Annotated in this window: 18 protein-coding genes; 6 read left to right on the top strand and 12 right to left on the bottom strand. The window is 70.6% G+C overall.

Annotation, left to right across the window (positions count from 1 at the left end; all coding sequences use genetic code 11):
* Positions 1-143: 143 nt before the first annotated feature.
* Both ACTZWW_RS17170 and ACTZWW_RS17165 read right to left on the bottom strand, forming a co-directional pair.
* On the bottom strand, positions 144-1259 hold the full coding sequence (locus ACTZWW_RS17170; RefSeq protein ID WP_444782195.1) for a polyamine ABC transporter substrate-binding protein: 1116 nt from the start codon (positions 1257-1259) through the stop codon (positions 144-146).
* A gap of 151 nt (positions 1260-1410) precedes the next feature.
* Entirely contained in the window at positions 1411-2424 is a 1014-nt protein-coding gene (locus ACTZWW_RS17165) for a polyprenyl synthetase family protein (protein WP_444782194.1), read from the bottom strand.
* 115 nt (positions 2425-2539) lie between these two features.
* Here ACTZWW_RS17165 and ACTZWW_RS17160 point away from each other — a divergent pair, with 115 nt between their 5' ends.
* From ACTZWW_RS17160 to ACTZWW_RS17150, 3 genes are all read left to right on the top strand, one after another.
* A complete protein-coding gene (locus tag ACTZWW_RS17160) occupies positions 2540-2767 on the top strand; it encodes a putative signal transducing protein (RefSeq protein WP_444782193.1) in 228 nt (75 codons plus the stop codon).
* Positions 2757-3500, top strand: coding sequence for a tRNA1(Val) (adenine(37)-N6)-methyltransferase (locus ACTZWW_RS17155; protein WP_444782192.1), 744 nt, complete (start codon positions 2757-2759; stop codon positions 3498-3500). Before ACTZWW_RS17160 ends, ACTZWW_RS17155 begins: the two co-directional genes overlap by 11 nt.
* A gap of 90 nt (positions 3501-3590) precedes the next feature.
* Entirely contained in the window at positions 3591-4898 is a 1308-nt protein-coding gene (locus tag ACTZWW_RS17150) for an Hsp70 family protein (protein ID WP_444782191.1), read from the top strand.
* Positions 4899-4916: 18 nt separating this feature from the next.
* Here the strand turns inward: ACTZWW_RS17150 and ACTZWW_RS17145 are convergent, their stop codons facing one another.
* The 7 genes from ACTZWW_RS17145 to ACTZWW_RS17115 all read right to left on the bottom strand — a co-directional run bounded on the left by ACTZWW_RS17145 (position 4917) and on the right by ACTZWW_RS17115 (position 12841).
* Positions 4917-6020 (bottom strand): cis-3-hydroxy-L-proline dehydratase, encoded by a 1104-nt coding sequence (locus ACTZWW_RS17145; RefSeq protein WP_444782190.1) that lies wholly within the window; start codon positions 6018-6020, stop codon positions 4917-4919.
* Positions 6017-6736, bottom strand: a complete 720-nt coding sequence (locus ACTZWW_RS17140) for a GntR family transcriptional regulator (protein ID WP_444782189.1) — start codon at positions 6734-6736, stop codon at positions 6017-6019. Before ACTZWW_RS17140 ends, ACTZWW_RS17145 begins: the two co-directional genes overlap by 4 nt.
* The gene (locus tag ACTZWW_RS17135; protein WP_444782188.1) at positions 6733-7767 is read right to left on the bottom strand and encodes a 4-hydroxyproline epimerase; all 1035 of its coding nucleotides are present in this window, start codon (positions 7765-7767) and stop codon (positions 6733-6735) included. Before ACTZWW_RS17135 ends, ACTZWW_RS17140 begins: the two co-directional genes overlap by 4 nt.
* 16 nt (positions 7768-7783) lie before the next feature.
* A complete protein-coding gene (locus ACTZWW_RS17130; RefSeq protein WP_444782187.1) occupies positions 7784-8713 on the bottom strand; it encodes a dihydrodipicolinate synthase family protein in 930 nt (309 codons plus the stop codon).
* A gap of 87 nt (positions 8714-8800) precedes the next feature.
* Positions 8801-9928 carry a di-heme oxidoredictase family protein gene (locus tag ACTZWW_RS17125; protein WP_444782186.1) on the bottom strand — a complete coding sequence of 376 codons (1128 nt, stop codon included), beginning with the start codon at positions 9926-9928 and terminating at the stop codon, positions 8801-8803.
* A gap of 208 nt (positions 9929-10136) precedes the next feature.
* Complete coding sequence (locus ACTZWW_RS17120; protein ID WP_444782185.1) at positions 10137-11309, bottom strand: cytochrome-c peroxidase; 1173 nt, start codon at positions 11307-11309, stop codon at positions 10137-10139.
* A 251-nt stretch (positions 11310-11560) separates the two neighbouring features.
* Positions 11561-12841 (bottom strand): imelysin family protein, encoded by a 1281-nt coding sequence (locus ACTZWW_RS17115; RefSeq protein WP_444782184.1) that lies wholly within the window; start codon positions 12839-12841, stop codon positions 11561-11563.
* A 337-nt stretch (positions 12842-13178) separates the two neighbouring features.
* Between ACTZWW_RS17115 and ACTZWW_RS17110 the strand changes: the two genes are divergently transcribed.
* Both ACTZWW_RS17110 and ACTZWW_RS17105 read left to right on the top strand, forming a co-directional pair.
* A complete protein-coding gene (locus ACTZWW_RS17110) occupies positions 13179-13904 on the top strand; it encodes an outer membrane protein (protein ID WP_444782183.1) in 726 nt (241 codons plus the stop codon).
* Positions 13905-14110: 206 nt separating this feature from the next.
* The gene (locus ACTZWW_RS17105) at positions 14111-14965 is read left to right on the top strand and encodes a hypothetical protein (RefSeq protein WP_444782182.1); all 855 of its coding nucleotides are present in this window, start codon (positions 14111-14113) and stop codon (positions 14963-14965) included.
* A 55-nt stretch (positions 14966-15020) separates the two neighbouring features.
* Here the strand turns inward: ACTZWW_RS17105 and ACTZWW_RS17100 are convergent, their stop codons facing one another.
* A complete protein-coding gene (locus ACTZWW_RS17100; RefSeq protein ID WP_444782181.1) occupies positions 15021-16112 on the bottom strand; it encodes an FAD-binding oxidoreductase in 1092 nt (363 codons plus the stop codon).
* A 28-nt stretch (positions 16113-16140) separates the two neighbouring features.
* Complete coding sequence (locus tag ACTZWW_RS17095; RefSeq protein WP_444782180.1) at positions 16141-17412, bottom strand: aromatic ring-hydroxylating oxygenase subunit alpha; 1272 nt, start codon at positions 17410-17412, stop codon at positions 16141-16143.
* 231 nt (positions 17413-17643) lie between these two features.
* On the opposite strand from ACTZWW_RS17095, the gene ACTZWW_RS17090 reads away from it, so the two are divergent.
* Positions 17644-18756 (top strand): S-(hydroxymethyl)glutathione dehydrogenase/class III alcohol dehydrogenase, encoded by a 1113-nt coding sequence (locus tag ACTZWW_RS17090; protein ID WP_444782179.1) that lies wholly within the window; start codon positions 17644-17646, stop codon positions 18754-18756.
* Positions 18757-18822: 66 nt separating this feature from the next.
* On the opposite strand, the gene ACTZWW_RS17085 is transcribed toward ACTZWW_RS17090, so the two are convergent.
* Positions 18823-19548: a hypothetical protein gene (locus ACTZWW_RS17085; protein ID WP_444782178.1), complete on the bottom strand. Its 726-nt coding sequence runs from the start codon at positions 19546-19548 to the stop codon at positions 18823-18825.
* Positions 19549-19658 lie beyond the last annotated feature (110 nt).

Raw genomic sequence — 19658 nt, 5'->3', positions numbered from 1 at the left:
CGCCCGTCGACCGACGTCGGGAGGCCTGGCGGGCCGCCCGCCCGCTGCGCGCGGAACGGGCGGCGACGCATCCGGCGCGACGGGCACGCCCGCCGATCACCCGCCACTGACGGCGTTCGGCGGGGCGATGCGCGTTCCGCGCCTCAGCGCCCCGTCTTCACCCGCGTCCAGGCGCGCGTCACGAAGCGCTGGGAGCGCGGGTCGTAGGCGGTGTTGATGAAGAGGTTCTCGATCGTCGCGTCGCTCGGGTAGATGCCGGGATCGCCCAGCACCTCCGGATCGATGAACTCCTTCGCGGCGAGGTTGCCGGAGGCGTAGGCGACGTAGTTCACGTTCGCCGCGGCGACCTCGGGACGCATCATGTAGTCGATGAAGGCGTGTGCCTCCGCCATGTTGGGCGCGTCGGCGGGGATCGAGAACGAGTCGAACCAGAGCAGCGCACCCTCCTCGGGCACGAGGTAGGCGATCTCGACCCCGTTACCGGCCTCCTGCGCGCGCGCCTTGGCCTGGAGCACGTCGCCCGAGTAGCCGACCGCCACGCAGATGTCGCCGTTGGCCAGCGCGTTGATGTATTCCGAGGAGTGGAACTTCTGCACGTTCTCCGCCATCGCGGCGAGGAGATCGGCGCCCTGCTGGAGGTCGTCCTGGTCCTTGGAGTCGGGATCGAGGCCGAGATAGTTCAGCGCGGTCGGGAACAGGTCCTCCGGCGCGTCGAGCACGTGGATGCCGCAATCCTTCAGCTTCGAGGCGACCTCGGGATCGAACACGAGATCCCAGGTCTCCAGGTTCGCGTCCGGCCCGAGCCGCTCGCGCACCGCCTCGACGTCGATGCCGATGCCGGTCGTGCCCCACATGTAGTTCACGGCATGCGCGTTGCCGGGATCGTACACCGCGAGCCGGTCCGCGATCTGCGGCCAGGCGTGCTCGAGGTTGGGGATCTGCGCCTCGTCGAGCGGCGCGAACACGCCCGCCTGGATCAGGCGCTGCGTGAACGGGCCGGACGGCACCACGATGTCGTAGCCCGAGCGCCCGGCGAGCAGCTTCGTCTCGACGATCTCGTTGTTGTCGTAGGTGTCGTAGACGACCCGGATCCCGGTCTCGGCGGTGAAGTCCTCGAGCACCTGCGGGTCGACGTAGTCCGACCAATTGTAGACGTTGACGACGCGCTCCTGCGCATGCGCGGCGCCTGCTGCGAGCGCCAGCGCGGACACGGACGCGAGCGCCCCGAGCGCCCTGCGGGTGGGGAGGAAGCGACCCATCGCGTGCGGTCTCCCGATGTTTGCGTGTGCGGAGGGGGGAATGCGCGGCCACGCCGGCGCGCCCGCAAGTTAGGGGAGCGGGGGGTGGGGTGCAAGGGGATTGGTGCGGCGCAAGAAGGAGCGCGGAGAAGCAGCGCCCTCGGCGCGGCGCTCAATACGCCCGCGCGATGCAGAACGCCACCGCCTCCACGAGCGCGCGCTTCATCGGCCCGTCCGGGTGGACGTCCAGCGCGGCGACGGCGCGCCGCCCGTAGTCGCGGGCGCGGGCGACCGTGTCCTCGAGCGCCTTCGTGCGGCGCATGATGCCGAGCGCCTCCTCGAGGTCGCCTTCGCGGATCTCGCCGCGCTCGAGCGTGCGGCGGAAGAAGGCGCGGTCGGCGTCGCTGCCGCGGCGCAGCGAGAGCACCACCGGCAGCGTGATCTTGCCCTCGCGGAAGTCGTCCCCGACGTTCTTGCCCAGCGCCGCAGCGGCGCCGCCGTAGTCGAGCGCGTCGTCGACGAGCTGGAAGGCGATGCCCAGCGCCATGCCGTAGTCGCGGGCGGCCCGCGCCTCCGCCTCCGGCCGGCCGGCGATGACGGGGCCGACCTCGCAGGCGGCGCCGAACAGCTCGGCGGTCTTCGCCTCGATGATGCGCAGGTAGGCGTCCTCGCCGGTCTCGACGTTCTTGGCGGCGGCGAGCTGCATCACCTCGCCCTCGGCGATGATGGCGGCGGCGTCCGACAGGATCTGGAGCGCGCGCAGCGAGCCGACCTCGACCATCATGCGGAAGGCCTGGCCGAGCAGGAAGTCGCCGACGAGCACGCTCGCCTCGTTGCCCCACTTGATCCGCGCCGCCGGCTTGCCGCGGCGCATGTCGCTCTCGTCGACGACGTCGTCGTGGAGCAGCGTCGCCGTGTGCATGAACTCGACGGAGGCGGCGAGCTTGACGTGGCCCTCGCCCTCGTAGCCGGAGAGGATGCCGGTGGCGAGCGTCAGCATCGGCCGCAGCCGCTTGCCGCCCGACGAGATCAGGTGGTTCGCGACCTCCGGGATCATCGTCACGTCCGAGCCCGTGCGCGAGAGGATCATGTCGTTGACGCGGCCCATGTCCGCGGCGACGAGCGCCACAAGGGACTCGATGCCCGGCTCGGCCCGGTTCTCCTCGAAGGGTAGGACGACTCCCACGCGCTCGACCTCGTCTGTGGCACCTCGCGGCCCCGCCGCGGCTTTACGGCAAGGTCGCACGGGCTATGCTGTGGCGCAACGCGCGGGGTTGACGCAAGAGGGAAACGGGACGGCGATGGTCGAATTGATGCGCACGAACGACGTCGTGACCCTGGGCTACGCCGAATCGCTGCTGCGCGACGCCGGCTACAACATCTTCGTGGCCGACGGTCACACGAGCGTGATGGAGGGCTCGATCGGCATCATCCAGCGCCGCATCCTCGTCGTCGACGACGAGGCGGACGGGGCGCGCCGCTTCCTGCGCGAGGCCGGGCTCGGCGCCGAGCTGCGCGATGGCGCCTGAGGCGCCCGAGGGCGCGACCCGCGACACCCTGCTCGACGGCCGGGTCGTCCTGTGGCAGCCGCGCCGCGGGCACCGCGCGGGCACCGACGCCGTCCTCCTCGCCGCCGCCGCCGGCCTGCGTCCCGGCGAGGCGCTCGTCGACGTCGGCGCGGGGACCGGTGCGGTGGGGCTCATGGCCGCGTCGGGCGTGCCGGACGTCCGCGTCGTCCTGATCGAGCGCGATCCGGCGCTCGCCGCGCTCGCCGTGCGCAACCTCGCGGAGAATGCGATGAGCGGGCGGGGCATGTCGGTCTGCGCGAACGTGCTCGCCGGCCCGCCGATGGCGCCGGGCGGCGCCGACGTCGTCGCGACGAACCCGCCCTATTTCGAGCCGGGCGACGCGCCCGTCTCGCCCGACCCGGCGCGGGCCGCCGCCCACGTGCTCGGGGGCGGCGGCCTCGCCGCCTGGATCGACGCCTGCGCCCGCCTGCTGCGCCGGCGCGGCCGGCTCGCGCTGATCCAGCGCGCGGACAAGCTCCCCGCCTGCCTCGCCGCGCTCGCGCCGGGCTTCGGCGCGATCCGCGTGACGCCGGTCCATCCCCGCGCCGACGCCGACGCGACCCGCGTGGTGATCACCGCGATCAAGGAGGCCCGCACCCCGGCGAGCGTGGCGCCGGCCTTCGTGCTGCACGGCCCGGACGGCGGCTTCACGGAGCGGGCGGAACGGGCGCATCGCGAGGGCGCCTGGGCGTAGGCGCGCTTTCGCGCTTGCCACGCGGCGCGAGACCCCCTAGACCGCCGGGCTCTCTCGCAAGCGCGAATGTCCCGAGCCCTGGAGCCCGCCATGGTCGAGCGCGTCGCGATCGGCGTCGATTTCGGCACGACGAACACGGTGGTCGCCCTGGCGCGCGAGGGCGCGCCCGTGCGGGCGCTGCCCTTCGCGCAGCCAGAGGGGCTGTCGGACATCTACCGCTCGGTGCTCGCCTTCGAGAAGGTCGCGACCGCAGGCGGCCCGACCGTGATCTCGCACGCGGCGGGCGCGGCGATCCGGGCGTTCCTGACGAGCGCCTTCGAGCTGCGCTTCATCCAGTCCTTCAAGAGCCATGTCGCCAGCCGGATCTTCCACGACACGCGCATCTTCACGCGCCGGTACCGCTTCGAGGACCTGCTCGGCGAGTTCCTGCGGCTCGCCATCGAGGATGCCGGCGGGGCGCTCGACGCGCCGCCCGCGCGGGTCGTCGCCGGGCGGCCGGTGGCCTTCGTCGGGGCGCAGCCCGACGAGGCGCTGGCGATCCGCCGCTATGCCGCGGGCTACAGGCAGGCCGGCCTGCCCGAGCCGGCCTACGTCTACGAGCCCGTCGGCGCGGCGTTCTGGTACGCGAGCCGGCTCGCCCGCGACGCGACGGTGCTCGTCGCTGATTTCGGCGGCGGCACGAGCGACTTCTCGCTGATCCGCTTCGAGCGCCGGGCGGGCGTCGTGCACGCGACGCCGGTCGGCCATGCCGGCCTGGGGCTCGCGGGCGACGCCTTCGACTACCGCATCATCGACGCGGTGATCTCGCCGGAGCTCGGCAAGGGCGGGCGCTACCGCTCGATGGACAAGATCCTGCCGATGCCGGTGCACTTCTACGCGAGCTTCGCCAAGTGGCACCAGCTGGCGCTCCTGAAATCCCGCGAGACGATCGCCGAGCTCGAGGAGATCGAGCGCGCGTCGCTCGAGCCCGAGAAGATCCGCGCCTTCCTGGAGATCATCCGCAACGACTGGGGGTTCTCGATCTACCGGGCGGTGACCGACGCCAAGGTGGCGCTCTCCGCCGCCGAGGCCGTGCCCTTCCGCCTGAGGCTGGGCGCGCTCGACATCGACCGGACCCTCGGCCGCGCGCAGTTCGAGGGCTGGATCGCCGAGGACCTGGCGCGCATCGAGACGACGGTCGACGGCCTGCTCGCGGAAAGCCGCCTCGCGCCCGGCGACGTCGATACGGTCTTCCTCACCGGCGGCACGGCCTACGTTCCCGCCGTGCGCGCGCTGTTCGAGCGCCGCTTCGGCGCCGAGCGGATCGGCGAGGGCGACAATTTCCAGTCGGTCGCCTACGGGCTCGCGCTGGTGGGGCTCGAGGGGGACATGGGGCCGTGGCTGGCGCGGCCGGCGTGACGCGCGCCGCCTCGACCCTCAGCGGATCTCGAGCACCGGGTCGCCGAGCACGTCGAGGCGCGGCGTGACGCCGAGCCCCGGCCGGTCGGACGCCGTCATCGTCCCGCCCGTGCGCTGCGGCGCGTCCTCCGCGATCGAGACCGTGACGTAGCTGTTGAAGTCCGTGGCGGAATAGCAGAGCTCGGCGGGCGTCGAGCGGGCGAGGTGCGCGATCGCGGCGGTGACGATGTCGCCGCCCCAGGTGTCCTCGATCGTCATCGGCATCCCCGCGGCGACGCAGGCGTCGCGCACGAGCCGCGCCTTCGTGAGCCCGCCGACCTTGGAGATCTTCAGGTTGATCGCGTCCGCCGCGTCCTCCGCGAGCACGCGCAGCAGCGTGTCGAAGCCGGTCACCAGCTCGTCGAGCACGAAGGGCAGGGGCGTGCGGCGGCGGATCGAGAGGCACTCCTCGAAGCTCGCGCAGGGCTGCTCGATCGCCACGTCGAGATCCGCCACCGCCGCGACGACCCGCGCCGCCTCCGGCCGCGTCCAGCCGGTATTGGCGTCGCAGACGAGGAGCTCGCCCCCGTCGAGCGCCGCGCGACAGGCGCGGATGCGGGCGATGTCGGTCTCGACGTCTCCGCCGACCTTCAGCTGGAAGCGGGTGTAGCCCTCCGCGCGGTAGGCGGCGGCCGAGCGCGCCATGGCGTCCGGCGCGTCCTGCGAGATCGCGCGGTAGAGGACGACCTCGTCCTGCTCGGCACCGCCGAGGAGCCGGTAGACGGGCAGCCCCGCCGCCTGGCCGAGGATGTCCCAGCAGGCGATGTCGATCGGAGCCTTGACGTAGGGGTGCCCGCGCAGCGCCGCGTTCATGCGGCGGTCGAGCGTGCCGAGGTCGCGCGGGTCGAGGCCGATGAGGCGCGGCCCGATCTCCGCGAGCCCGGCGCGCACGCCGCCCGCATAGGCCGGCAGGTAGGCCGAGCCCAGCGGGCAGCATTCGGCGTGGCCGGTGATCCCGGCGTCCGTCTCCACGGCCACGACGGTCGAATCGAACACCTCGACGAAATTGTCGTTCGACCAGCCGTAGCGACCCTCCTTCAGCGGCAGGTCGACCTGCCAGGCCTTGATGGCGGTGATCCTCATGGGGGCCTCCCGGGCTTGTCGTCGTCGGCGAGGAGCGCGAGGAGGGCCCGGCGGGCGCCGTCGATGTGCTCCGCGAGCAGCGCGCAGGCTGCCGCATGCTCGCCCGCGCGGCACAGGTCGACGAGCGCGGCGTGCTCCTCCTCCGCCCGCGCGAGCCCGTCCCCGTTCCCATTCCCATTCCCATGGGCGAGCTGGATGCGGGTGTAACGGTCGGTGCTCGCCAGCAGCGTCGCGACGATCCCGGCGGTGCGCGGCTGGCCGGCATGGGTGTAGAGGCGCAGGTGGAGCGCCGTGTTGAGCATGCCCCAGCGGCTCGGGTCGTGCGCGCGCATGCGGGCGCCGTATTCCGCGAGGATCGCGTCGAGCGCGGCGAAGTCGGCCTCTGCGAGGAGCGGCGCGGAGCGGGCGAGGAGCCGCGGCTCGAGCAGCGCGCGCAGGGCGAAGAGCTCGTCCGCTTCCGCCGCCGAGAGCGCGCAGACGACCGCGCCGCGATGCGGCTTGATCGTCACGAGCCCTTCCGCCTCGAGCTGGACCAGCGCCTCTCGGATCGGAATGCGCGAGGCGCCGAGCTCGGCGGCGAGCGCGTCCTGGCGGAGCGCGAAGCCGCCCGGATAGGCGCCCGAGAGGATGCGCCGACGCAGCGCCTCGGCGGCGCGGGCGGCGATGGTGCGCTGGCCGAGCGGGTCGGCGAGCGCATCGGCGAGTTCGGCGCTCACGACGGCGCCCCGTCGCCGGGGGCGGCGTCCGCGACGGAGAAGCCCGCGACGAACGGGTCGCGGTCGTCGAGCGTGATCGTGTTCTGCCCCGTCACCCGCGCCCAGCCCTCGATCGAGGGCACGATGGCGTCGTGATCGCCGACGCGGGTGCGCCCCTCGATCCGGCCGACGAAGGTCGAGCCGATGATGCTCTCGTGCACGAAGTCCTCGCCCTCCGCGAGCCGTCCGGTGGCGGCGAGCTGCGCCATGCGCGCCGAGGTGCCGGTGCCGCAGGGCGAGCGGTCGATCGCCTTGTCGCCGTAGAAGACCGCGTTGCGCGCGCTGCCCTCGGGCGTGCGCGCGCGGCCGGTCCAGAGCACGTGGGTGAGCCGGTCGATCGCCGGGTTCTCCGGATGCGCGATCGCGTGGCGTGCGTTGAACGCGGCGCGCAGGCGCGGGCTGACGCGCAGGATGTCGGAGGGCTGGAGCTCGGCGAGGTCGCCGTAGCCCGGCTGCGGCTCGACGATGGCGTAGAAGTTGCCGCCGTAGGCGACGTCCACCGACAGCGTCCCGAAGCCCTCGACGTCGACCTCGAAGCCGCGCCCGAGCAGGAACGAGGGTACGTTCGTCAGCCGCACGGAGGCGACCCATGGCCCGTCCATGACGTAGCGCGCCTCGACGAGCCCGGCGGGCGTGTCGAGCCGCAGCACGCCGGGCTCGCGGGGCGTGACCAGCCCGTGCTCGATGATCGTCGTCACGGTGCCGATCGTGCCGTGCCCGCACATCGGCAGGCACCCGGTCGTCTCGATGAACAGGAGGCCGACGTCGCAATCGGCCCGGGTCGGTGGGTAGAGGATCGTGCCCGACATCAGGTCGTGCCCGCGCGGTTCGAACATCAGGCCTGTGCGGATGAAGTCGTACTCGGCCAGGAAGTGCTGCCGGCGCGCGAACATGGTCGCGCCCTCGAGGGGCGGCACGCTGCCGCCGGCGACGACGCGCACGGGATTGCCGCAGGTGTGGCCGTCGATGCAGAAGAAGGTGTGGCGTGCCATCCTCGCCGCTCCCGGCTCAGGCCGCGGCGCCGAGGCCGACGTCCGGCAGCGCCGGGCGGGTCGCGAGCGCAGTCCGCATCAGCCCCTCGACCTCCGCGCGCTCCTCGGGCGTCAGCGGCAGGCGCGGCGGGCGGGTCCGGTCGCTGCCGCGCCCGGCGATGTGCTCGCAGGCCTTGATGCACTGCACGAGGTCAGCGCGGGCATCGAGGTGGAGGAGCGGCATGAACCACTCGTAGAGCGGCATCGCTTCCGCGATCCGCCCCTCCCGCGCGAGCCGGAACAGCGTCTCGCCCTCCTTCGGGAACACGTTCGACAGGCCCGACACCCAGCCTTCGGCGCCGAGCACGACGCTCTCGAGCACGGTGTCGTCGAGCCCCGCGAAGAGCACGAATCGGTCGCCCGCGAGGTTGCGCAGGTCGACGAAGCGGCGCGTGTCGCCCGACGATTCCTTGAAGGCGACCACGGTCTCGCAATCGGCGAGCGAGGCGAGGATGTCGGGCGTGACGTCGTTACGGTAAATCGGCGGGTTGTTGTAGACCATCATCGGCAGGTCGACGGCGGTCGCGACGCCGCGGAAATGCGCCGCGGTCTCGAAGGGCTTGGCCGAGTAGACCAGCGCGGGCATCACCATGATGCCGTCCACGCCGGCCAGGCGCGCCTCCCGCGCGGTCTCGACCGCGAAGGCCGTCGTGAACTCGGCGACGCCGGCGATCACCGGCACCCGGCCGCCGGCGGCGTCCTTGGCGATCTCCATGATCTCGCGCTTCTCGGCGTGCGTCAGCGAGCAGTTCTCGCCCACCGTGCCCCCGACGATGAGCCCGGACACGCCGTCCGCGACGAGCGCCGTGACGACGCGGTGCGTGGCATCGCGATCGAGGGAGAAGTCCCCTCGGAACTGCGTCGTGACGGCGGGAAACACCCCCTGCCAGTCGATCCTCGTCGCCATCGCCGCACCCTCGCGCCTCGGTCTTACTGCCGGCGAGTGGATTGTATATAATGTACGATGTCAAGGGCGCGCGCGGGAGAGCCACCCCTACAGCCCCTCGACGAACGACATCAGGCGCTCTCGATCCGCCGCGGAGAGCCCGTCGAAGGCCGCGCGGGCGCGGGCCGCCTCGCCGCCGTGGGCGGAGATCGCCTCGGCGACCGTCGCGGCGCGGCCGTCGTGGAGGAGGCCGGCGCCGTCGGCGAGCGCGCGCGAGAGGCCCCAGAGGGGGGCGGTGCGCCATTCGGTGGGAGCGATGCCGGGCTCGGTGGCGCCGCCGTCGAGGCCCGGGCCGAGGTCGTGCACCAGGAGGTTCGTGTAGGCGCGCACCGGGCCGTCTGGCGTCGGCAGCGCGGGGAGGTGGCAGGCGGCGCAGCCGGTCTGCGCGAACAGGACGGCGCCGATCGCGTCGGGCGCGGGCGCCGGCGGGGCCGGGACGGCGGCGAGGTAGGCGGCGACGAGGGCGACGATCTCGTCGACGATCTCGGGCGTCGCGCCGTCGCCGCCGTGGGGCGCCGCGCGGCAGGCGGGGTCCGGGCAATCGCCCTCCGGCGCCGGGCGGAGCGTGGTGGACAGGCCGAGATCGACGGCGAAGGCGATCGCGGTCATCTCGGCGAGGTCGGCCGCCTGCGCCTTGTGGCCGAAGCGGCCGACGAAGCGGCCGGAGATACCGTCGCCGTCGGCGTCGTCCGGGTCCGCCGCGGCGGCGAGGACTTCGTCGGGCACCGCCTCGAGCCGGCCGAGCCCGCGCAGGGCCGGCGCGATCCGCGCGCCGGTGCGGGTCGTCGCGGCGAGCGGGCCGCGGGCGAGGGCGTGCGGCGCGAAGCCGTCCTGGGTGCGCCGCACGAGCCCATCGGGCGCGAAGCCCGACACGGCGGCGGTCTGGATCTGCGTGCCGTAGGCCGGGTCCGGCCGCCCGGCCGCATCCGAGAGGCGCAGCACCAGCGTCTCGCTCGTGACCACCCCGTCGGCGTCGCCGCGCGTGGGTGCGCGCACGAGGCCGACGTGGCAGGAGACGCAGGCGCGCGCGTTGAACAGCGGACCCAGGCCGTCGTTCGCCTTGGTCGAGGACGGTGCCGGCACCCAGGCCCGCTCGAACAGCGCCTCCCCGAGCAGGCGGGACATGCGGTCGTCGGCGGCTGCTGGGAAGGCGGGGACGCAGACGGCGATCACCATGGTGAGCCATGGGCGCCACGGTCCTCCCCTCTCCCTCGTGGAGAGGGGCCGGGGGTGTGGGGCGTGGCGGTCGCGCTCGACGCTCCCTCCTCGCGCCAGTGAGCCGCCTGCCTGCATGGGCCACGGCCGCAATCCTGCACGCCCCACACCCCTAACCCCTCTCCACGAGGGAGAGGGGAACACGTCGCGGCCGAGTCGAACGGCGCGGCTACTCCTCGAGCAGCGGCTCATAGCGGTCGTCCGTTAGCGTCTTCAGGAAGGCGACGAGGGCGTCGATGCGCTGGTCGTCGAGGGCGGGGCCGTGCTCCAGCTCCTCCAGCGCGAGCGTGCCGGGGTGCGGCGGCGGGCCGAAGGGGGCGCCGGTCTCGGGGTTGATGCGCCGGCGCTCGGAGCGGGTGTTGTACGTGTTGTAGAAGAGGATGACCGTGCGCAGGTCCTGGAAGACGCCGTTGTGCATGTAGGGGCCGGTGACGGCGACGTTCCGGAGCGTCGGCGTGCGGAAGCGCCCGGCCTGCGCCGGGTCCCCCGCGGCCGCGGGGTTCTCGCCGAGGCCCGCGTCCTCAGCGAGGTCCGGATGCGCCGGGGTGCCGATGTTGTGGTAGCGGTGGTCGGTGAAGGTCTCGCGGGCGTCGCCGAGGCCGCCGTCGCCGAGGTGACACAGCGCGCAGTTCGTGAACTGCTGCGAGAAGAACAGCACGCGGCCGAGCTCCTCGAGATCGGTCAGCTCGGCCTCGCCGGCGAGCCAGCGGTCGTAGCGCGCGGAGTAGGGCGCGAAGGTCTCGGTGCGCTCGAACGCGGCGATCGCCTGGCCGACCACGTCGAAGCCGCGCTGCGGATCGTCGAGGACGCCCGGCGCGAAATGCGCGTCGAAGGCCGCTTCGTAGGCCGGGTCGGCGCGGATGGCGGCGACGACGGCGGCCTCGTCCGCCATCTGCATCTCGGCCGCGTCGAGCATCGGCCCACCGGCCTGCGCGGCGAGGTCGGCGGCGCGCCCGTCGTGGAACATGCCGCCGCGGAAGCCCTCCACGTCGCGGTGGAAGGCCGGGACCGCGGCTGCGTAGGTCAGCGTCGGCGCGTTGCGACGCCCCGTCGAGACGTCGTCGGCCCCCAGCGACACCGCGCCGCCGAGCGCGTCGTCACGCGGATCGGCGAAGCCGGCGGCGGGGTCGTGGCAGGTCGCGCAGGACTGCGTGCCGCTCGCCGAGAGGCGCGGGTCGAAGAACAGCGCCTCGCCCAGGGCGGCGGGAGAGGCATAGGCCAGGGTCGGCTCCGCCGGTGTGCCGGAACCGCGTGCCGACGCGACGACGCTCCCGGCCGCGAGGGCGGCCAGGAGCGCTCCGGCGAGCCGGGCGTGGGCTGCGGGAAGACGGGGTCGTGTCATGGGCCGCGTCGCGGAGATCCGTCGAGGTTGCTCGGTTCGTCGCGCACGCACGCCAGCGATGACGGATGCGCGGGTGCTCCCCTCTCCCTCGTGGAGAGGGGCTGGGGGTGTGGGGCGGGATGCCGGGGGGGGGGCTCCTCTGGAAGTGAGCGGCATCGACGTCCGAGGTCGTCCTGCACGCCCCCCACCCCCGCCCCTCCCCACGAGGGGGAGGGGAGAGCGTCGGCGGCCGGCATCTCGCGACCGCAGGCTCACCGCACCAGCGTCGGATCGTCGAGGCTGTCGGAGCCCTCCACGGTGATGGTCAGCCCGAGGTCCGCGACCAGCGTCTCGAGCGCCCTCGCCTGAGCGACGAGGCCCTCGACGCCCGCCTCGAGCACCGCGTTGCCCTCGGCGTTGCCGAGCGCGAGCATCTGGTCGTAGGCCTCGACGCCATCGTCCGCGCGCTGCTTCATGACGGCGAGACGGGCGTGCGCCTCCTCCATCGCCGCGGAGACGGCCTGCGCGGCCTCGGGCGCCTCGGCCGCAGCGTAGTCCGCGAGCCCGGGACCCTCGACGACGCTGCCGTCGGTGCGCGCGTAGCGGCCCTGGTAGAGCGCCTGCATGCCGACCTGGTTGTAGTAGTGCGAGTTGTGGGTGTTGTCGGAGAAGCAGTCGTGCTCCTCCTCCGGATCGTGCAGGAGGAGGCCGAGCTTCATGCGCTCGCCGGCGAGTTCGCCGTAGGAGAGGGAGCCGAGCCCCGTGAGGATGGTCGCGAGCCCGCCCTCGGCGCCCTTGCCCGCGATGTCGGAGCGCGCCGCGCCGCCGTCCTCCCAGGCCGCGACCATCTCCTCGAGGTCCGCGATCAGGAGGTCGGTCGCGGCGACGAGGTAGTCGCGCCGGCGCGCGCAATGGCCGTTGGTGCAATCGTCGCCGAGCGCGAAATCGCTCGCCGGGCGATCACCGGCGCCGGCGTCGGTGCCGTTCAGGTCCTGGCCCCAGAGCAGGAACTCGATCGCGTGATAGCCGGTCGCGACGTTGGCCTCGACGCCGTCGGCCTCGTGCAGCGCCTTGAGCAGGTCCATGTCGACGGTGGCGGCGTCGATGGTCTCGCGGCCGACCCGGATCGTCTCGTTGGCGATGACGTTCGCGGTGTAGAGCGGGTTCTCGTCCGACTCCTCGCCGTAGCCGTCGGTGTCCACGTAGTCGATCAGCCCCTCGTCGAGCGGCCAGGCGTTGACCTTGCCCTCCCACGCGTCGACCAGCGCGTTGCCGAAGCGCAGCCCTTCCGTCTGCTGGTAGGGCACGCGCGCGGCGAGCCAGGCCTCCCGCGCCGCCGCGAGCGTCGCGTCGCTCGGGGTCTCGAGCAGCGCGTCGACGGCGCCGCGCAGGTTCCGGGCGGCGGCGAGCGAATCCGCGTACATGGCGTGCGCGATGTCGGCATAGGTCTCGACCACCGCCTCGGCGCTCGGCGCGGCGGCGAAGGCGGGCGCCGTGGCGAGGAGGCCGGCGAGGGCGGTCGCGGCGAGGAGCGCGCGCGGCGAACGGGTCATGGGGATCTCTCCGGGCTGTCGGTCCAGTTTGGAACGCTTCCAAAAACCAAGCGATTTCAGGCACTTGGCTAGCCCGCTGCGGTTTCCCGTGCAACCCTTGTGATTTCCCCGATGGTACTTTGGAACGGCTCTCGTCCAATCAATGCCGACCGGACGAAGCGGTGCGCCGATGCTTCCGATCCTCGCGAGATCGCGATCAAACCGCCTCGCGACATGCCATCCTCCCTGTGCGGTACGTTTGCAACGCTTTGAATGTTTTCAGCGAACCCACTTGCCGTCTGCCGTCACACCGAAGGAGAATGACACGACGCAACGAATTCACGGTGAGGATCCACCAATGAAGCGCATGGCACTCGCGGCCGCTTTCGTCCTGTCCGCAACGGCAGCCGGGGCTGCCGATCTCCCGGCCCCGCAGGCGCCCGTGCTCGCGGCCCCGTTCTCCTGGACGGGTGCCTATGTCGGCGTTCACGGCGGGTATGGCTGGACGGACACCGACTGGCGTCTGCTCGACAATGCTGGCCCGGGCGCTTGCGGCGAGTGCGGCACGATCGTCACCGGGTTCGGCGCCGACGGGTTCCTCGCGGGTCTTCAGGGCGGCTACAACTGGCAGCTCGCCAACGGCGTCGTCATCGGCGTGGAAGCAGACCTGTCCTTCACGTGGGCGGATGGCGAAGGCCGCTGGAACGCCGCGACCCGCACGGCCGCGCTCGATCTCGACTTCCTGGCGACGCTCGGTCCGCGGATCGGCTACGGCGCGGATCGACTGCTCGTCTACATCGAAGGAGGGCTCGCGCTGGCCCGCGGTGAGTACGAGCATCGCAACCTCACGAACGGGGCGCGGTTCACGTCGGACGAGACGCGGACCGGCTGGTTCGTCGGCGGTGGCGTGGAATACGCCTTCGCGCAGAACTGGTCCGCGAAGATCGAGTACAACTATGTCTCGTTCGGCGACGAATCGGTGAACTTGGCCGGGAATCGTGGCGGCGGGCAGCCGGGAGTTGCCGTCTTCGATGTCGAGCAGGACATGCAGATCGTCAAGGCCGGCCTGAACTACCGCTTCTGAGCTTCTCAGCGGCGCGTCCATTCGATAAACACATTCGAATATTTGCACGGGACGGCGGGGGCATCCGGCCGTCCCTTTTGATTTCAATCAATTTAGGTCCCCGTCCGATCGGCCACAGTCCGCGTCGACGCAGCGGCCGCTCGGCCTGGAGATGCCGGCCATGCCGCGTCGAGACCAGACAGATCCCCGATTCTGGAGGACGGTTCATGACGCGTCTGAAAACACTCTCCCTCATCTCGTCCGCGGCGCTCCTCCTGGCGATTGCGGGGCCCCCCTCGCTGAACCGCATCGGCATCGATTCGGGTGGCGCCGCATTCGCCCAGCAGGGCGGTGGCAACCAGGGCGGCGGCAACCAGGGAGGCGGTGGCAACCAGGGCGGGGGAGGCCAAGGCGGTGGCCACACCGACGGTGAGAGCCATACCGAAAGCGACGACGCCGGCCACGACGGTGGCGCGCAGGGCGGTCGCGGGCAGGGTGGCGCCGGCGGCCAGGGCGGTGCGCCCGCCGCGAGCCCCGGGCAGGGCGGCCCCGGTGAGGATTCGGAGGGTCGCGGCCCGCAGGCCGGGCAGATGGGCCAGGGGGATTCGGGCGGCAAGCCCGCGTGGGCTCAGGAGGGTATCCCCGAGGTGGAGCTCGGGCGGCTGAGCGTGGCCCGCTCGCCCGATCAGGTTCTCGACCGTGCGCTCGCCGAGGTCCTGGCGACCTGGAATCCCGCCTACGCGGACGTCTACGACCTCACTGCTCTCGAGTTCGCGGGCGTCGCCGCGACCAGCTGGGACACGATCGCGCTCGTCGATTCTCCGCTGCAGAACCTGGCGCTGCTCGATGCCCTCTATGACGGCCGGCTCAACCTCGCGGACATCGGTATCGATCCGCCCAGCACGACCGATCTCGCCGCGATCCTCCTCGGCGTGGCGTCGGACAAGACCGTGCCGATCACGACCGACACCGTGATTGCGCTGAACGTGATCCTCGATCTCGGGCTCGACGCGACGCAGGCGGAGACGCTCGCATCGATGGCCGAGAGCGTCCGGCAGGCCGTGCTGATCGGGCACGGTTGACGAGGGTGGCCGGTGCGGCACGAGCCGCACTGGCCACCGCGCCCTGCGCACCCACTCACCGCTCCACCACCACGTTCGAGCGCGGCTTCGAGCAGCACAGGAGCACCATGCCGGCGTCGATCTCGCGCTGGCGGATGCCGCCCGCGTGCGCCATCTCCACCGTTCCCTCGCGCTTCCGCGTCTTGCACGTCCCGCACAGGCCCTTGGTGCAGGAGGCGGGCAGCCGCATGCCGGCGAGGCGGGCGGCGGCGAGGATCGTGGTGTTCTCGTCGCAGGGGACGGTGCGGCCGGACTTGGTGAAGGTGATCTCGAAGGTCGCGAGCGTCTCGTCCGGCGGGGGCGGCGCGGCCTCGCGCTCGCGCGGGGAAAGCTGGTCGAAGTCGAAGCTCTCCTCGTGATAGCGCGCCATGTCGTGGCCGGCGTTCTCCAGGAAGTAGCGCACGGCGGCCATGAAGGCGGGCGGGCCGCAGCAGAAGATCTCGCGCTCGCGGAAGTCCGACGACAGGGTGGCGACGAGCTCCGGCGAGAAGCGCCCGCGATAGCCCGACCAGGAGCGCTCGCCCTCGACGCTCTCGACCACGTGGGCGACGCGCAGGTTGAGGCGCCGGTGCGCCATCAGCTCGAGCTCGGCGCGGAAGATGACGTCCCGCGGCGTGCGGGCGAAGTGGACGTAGAGCGTGTCGAGGTCCTCGCCGACGTCGAAGTCCCGTCGCACGTGGCTGATCAGCGGCGTCGCGCCGACGCCGCCGGAGATGAACAGGCGCTTGGGGTTCGGGTGCGCCCAGGTCGAGAACTCGCCCATCGGCCCGACCGCGCGCACCACGTCGCCGACGCGCAGGTTGTCGTGCAGCCAGTTGGAGACGACACCGCCGACGCAGCGCTTGACCGTGATCGCCACCGTGTGCGGGCGCGTCGGCGAGGAGGCGATCGTGTAGCAGCGGTTGACCGAGCCGCCGTCGACGGGGACGTCGAAGGTGAGGAACTGCCCCGGCGCGAAGTTGAACTGCCGCGGCTCGGGCGAGACGAAGACGAAGGTCTTGACGTCGTGCGTCTCCTCGTAGACCGCCCGGCAGATCAGCCGGTCGTCCTCCTCGCAGTCCCAGACCGGGTAGAGCGCCTCGAGCGAGAGGCCGTGGCGGGCGGGCATGGGCGAGGCTCCGCGGTGCGAGCGGGAATCAACGGGCGTTCCCGGCGGCGAGGCCGGCGCCGAGCCGCTCGACGTACCAGGCGACGAAGCGCTCCACGAGCCCTTCCGTCCAGGGGGAATACGGCCCCGGCTCGTAGGCGGGGCTCGAGACGCCCTTCTGGCCGATGGCGACGAGCGCGCCGTCCTGCTCGTTGGTGGCGCGCCAGACCTCGGTCAATCGCTCGACATCGTAGTCGATGCCCTCGACCGCGTCGCGGTGGACGAGCCAGCGGGTGCGCAGCAGCGTGCGGTCGGGCGCGAGCGGGATGACGCTGAACGTCACCGCGTGGTCCGCCATCAGATGATGCCAGCCGTTGGGCTGCGTCCAGAACGAGAGGCCGCCGAGCCGCGGCTCCGAGAGCCCGCCCAGCAGGCGCCGGCAGGCGGACCGCGTGTCCATGGTCTGCGATTCGCCGGCGCGGTCGATGGCGAGGCGCTGCGTGCGGAAGCCCGTGGCGCAGCCGGCGAGGCGCTCGATCTCGGCGAAGGGCAGGCCCTCGCGGGTCCAGCGGGCCTCGAACTCGCCGCAGATCCGCTCGTAGGCGGCCATGGCGGCGGCGCGGTCGGCGTCGGCGTCGTCGGGCGCGAAGCCGAAGCCGTACTCGAACAGCGAGACGGTGAGCTCGGGATGGTTCGTCGCGCAGTGATAGCACTCGCGATTGTTCTCCATCGTGAGCTTCCAGTTGCCCTCCTCGATCAGGTCGATCGACGCGGCCACCTTCGCCTGCGCCAGGCCGTGGGGCGCGAGGTAGGGCGTCATCGCCGCCGCCATGGCGTCGAAGTCCGCCGGCGGCTCCCCGGCGAGGCAGACGTGGATCAGGCCGGCGAGGCTCCTCACGTGCACGCGCTTCAGGGAGTGGCAGGCCCGGTCGAAGCCCGCGCCCATGTGCTCGGCGTGGAGCAGCGTGCCGTCGAGGTCGTAGGTCCACTGGTGGTAGGGGCAGACCAGCTTGCCGACGACGCCCGCGGGCTCGGAGAGGATGCGCGCGCCCCGGTGTCGGCAGACGTTGTGGAAGGCGGCGAGGTTCCCGTCGTCGTCGCGCACCACGATGATCGAGGCCGTGCCGATCTCGACGGTGACGTAGTCGCCCGGCTCCGCCACCTCGCCCTCGACGGCGACGAAGATCCAGTGGCGCCCGAAGATCAACGCGAGGTCGTGCTCGAAGATCTCGGGCGCCGTGTAGAACGGCGCCTCCAGCGAATGGCCGGGCCTGCGCCGCGCCAGGAGCGCCTCGACCGCAACCGCGCCGTCTCGTGCCATCGCGCCCTCTCGAAGCCGGGCCACCGTATCGAGGGAGTGTGCCGCACGGCCGGCCCGAGCGCCTTTCGCGCCAGCGACGCGCAATGTCGCTTTCGCGCCATCCGCGCCGACCGCATCGCCGCACGTCGCACGCGCGTCATTTCCCGTCGCCTCGAGGCTGGCGCCCGCGCCCGCGGGCGGGCAGTCTCGCGGGTGCGAATCGACGACGAACCCGACGGGGAAGGACACGCCATGAAGACGCGCGCCGCGGTCGCCTGGGAGGCCCGCAAGCCGCTCACAATCGAGACCATCGACATCGAGGGCCCCAAGGCCGGCGAGGTCCTCGTCGAGGTGATGGCCACCGGCGTGTGCCACACCGACGCCTACACGCTCTCGGGGATGGATTCGGAGGGCAAGTTCCCGGCGATCCTCGGCCACGAGGGCGCGGGCATCGTCCGCGAGGTCGGCGCGGGGGTGACGACGCTGAAGGTCGGCGACCACGTCATCCCGCTCTACACGCCGGAATGCCGCAACTGCAAGAGCTGCCTGTCGCAGCGCACCAACCTGTGCACCGCGATCCGCTCCACGCAGGGACAGGGCGTGATGCCCGACGGCACGAGCCGCTTCCGCTGCGACGACGCGCCGGTGTTCCACTACATGGGCTGCTCGACCTTCGCGAACTTCACGGTGCTGCCGGAGATCGCGCTCGCCAAGGTCCGCGAGGACGCGCCGTTCGACAAGATCTGCTACATCGGCTGCGGCGTGACGACCGGCATCGGCGCGGTGATCTACACCGCCAAGGTCTGGCCCGGGGCGAACGTGGTGGTGTTCGGGCTGGGCGGCATCGGGCTCAACGTCATCCAGGGCGCGCGCATGGTCGGTGCCGACAGGATCATCGGTGTCGACATCAACCCGGGCAAGCGGGCGATGGCCGAGCGGTTCGGCATGACGGATTTCGTGAACCCGAAGGAGGTCGGCACGGACAAGGTGGTGCAGGCGATCGTCGACCTCACCGGCGGCGGCGCGGACTTCTCGTTCGACGCGACCGGCAACGTCGACGTCATGCGTCAGGCGCTCGAATGCTGCCACCGCGGCTGGGGCGAATCGATCATCATCGGCGTGGCCGAAGCGGGCCGCGAGATCGCGACGCGCCCCTTCCAGCTCGTGACGGGGCGCGTCTGGAAGGGCACGGCCTTCGGCGGGGCGAGGGGGCGCACGGACGTGCCCAGGATCGTCGACTGGTACATGGACGGCAAGATCGACATCGACTCGCTCATCACCCACACGATGCCGCTCGACGAGATCAACACCGCCTTCGACCTGATGCACGCGGGCGAGTCGATCCGCTCGGTCGTGGTCTACTGAGAATGGAAGTTATTCTGCTGAGATTGCGCCAGCCATTCCGCTGATGAGCAGACACGTAACAATTTTTTATAGTTTAAAGTTTGTTGCTTTATCGCGTTCTGCCTCAAGAATATCTCGTTCTGTCACAATGATCCGCCTTATATTTTCACATTCGTAAAGAGAGGTCTTCGTTGTCTGCAATATTAATTCCAACATCCGCCTAAGTTGATCTTTGTCTTTTACTCGTGATAGAAAATCACTTGATTTCGGCAGGCTTCTTAGTGGCAATATAAAAAATTTGACAGAATTAATGATAGACCCATAGTTTTTACTAAAACGTCCTATATTATTGTAACTCAAAGAAATCTGACGACTAAATTCATCTATATTCATTAGATCCCTACTGAGAATAATAGAATCTTGTTTCTCATAAAAAATCACATCATTATCCAGAATGCTTTTCATAATGTGGTTAGCTGAGTCGCAGGATGATATTATTTGGTGTAAATTTCCTTCTATCTCATAGATAAAATCAAGTCTTTTATCAATTTCCTCTAACCGTTGAAAGCGAGCCTGACGGGCGGCCAGAGTTATTTGACCAATTCCGATTAAGAGTGCAGAAAAAGCTGCAAATAAGGCTACTATACCGGGGAGCCATTTTCGAAGACAGTCTACGTCACTTTCTTTAGGATTACAGGTTTGGATTCGAGCTTCGCTAAACTCAGTTGAAAAATCCAATGCAATAGCAAAAATCAACGCAAAGAATATCAAGACGCTACCTGAGGGCGGGCGGTCATTACGAGATCCTTCCATGTGTTCACGACCTGCAAGTCTAACGGAGAGATCAGGGCGATCTATACGGGGTCCGCCCACACTGACCACACTCTTGAAAAATTCATACAGGCACTGGTCGTTCGCCGGCT

This window comes from Salinarimonas sp. NSM (genome assembly GCF_052380005.1).
In the GTDB taxonomy this organism is placed as follows: Bacteria; Pseudomonadota; Alphaproteobacteria; order Rhizobiales; family Beijerinckiaceae; genus Salinarimonas.
This window is presented reverse-complemented; position numbering and strand designations above follow the sequence as displayed.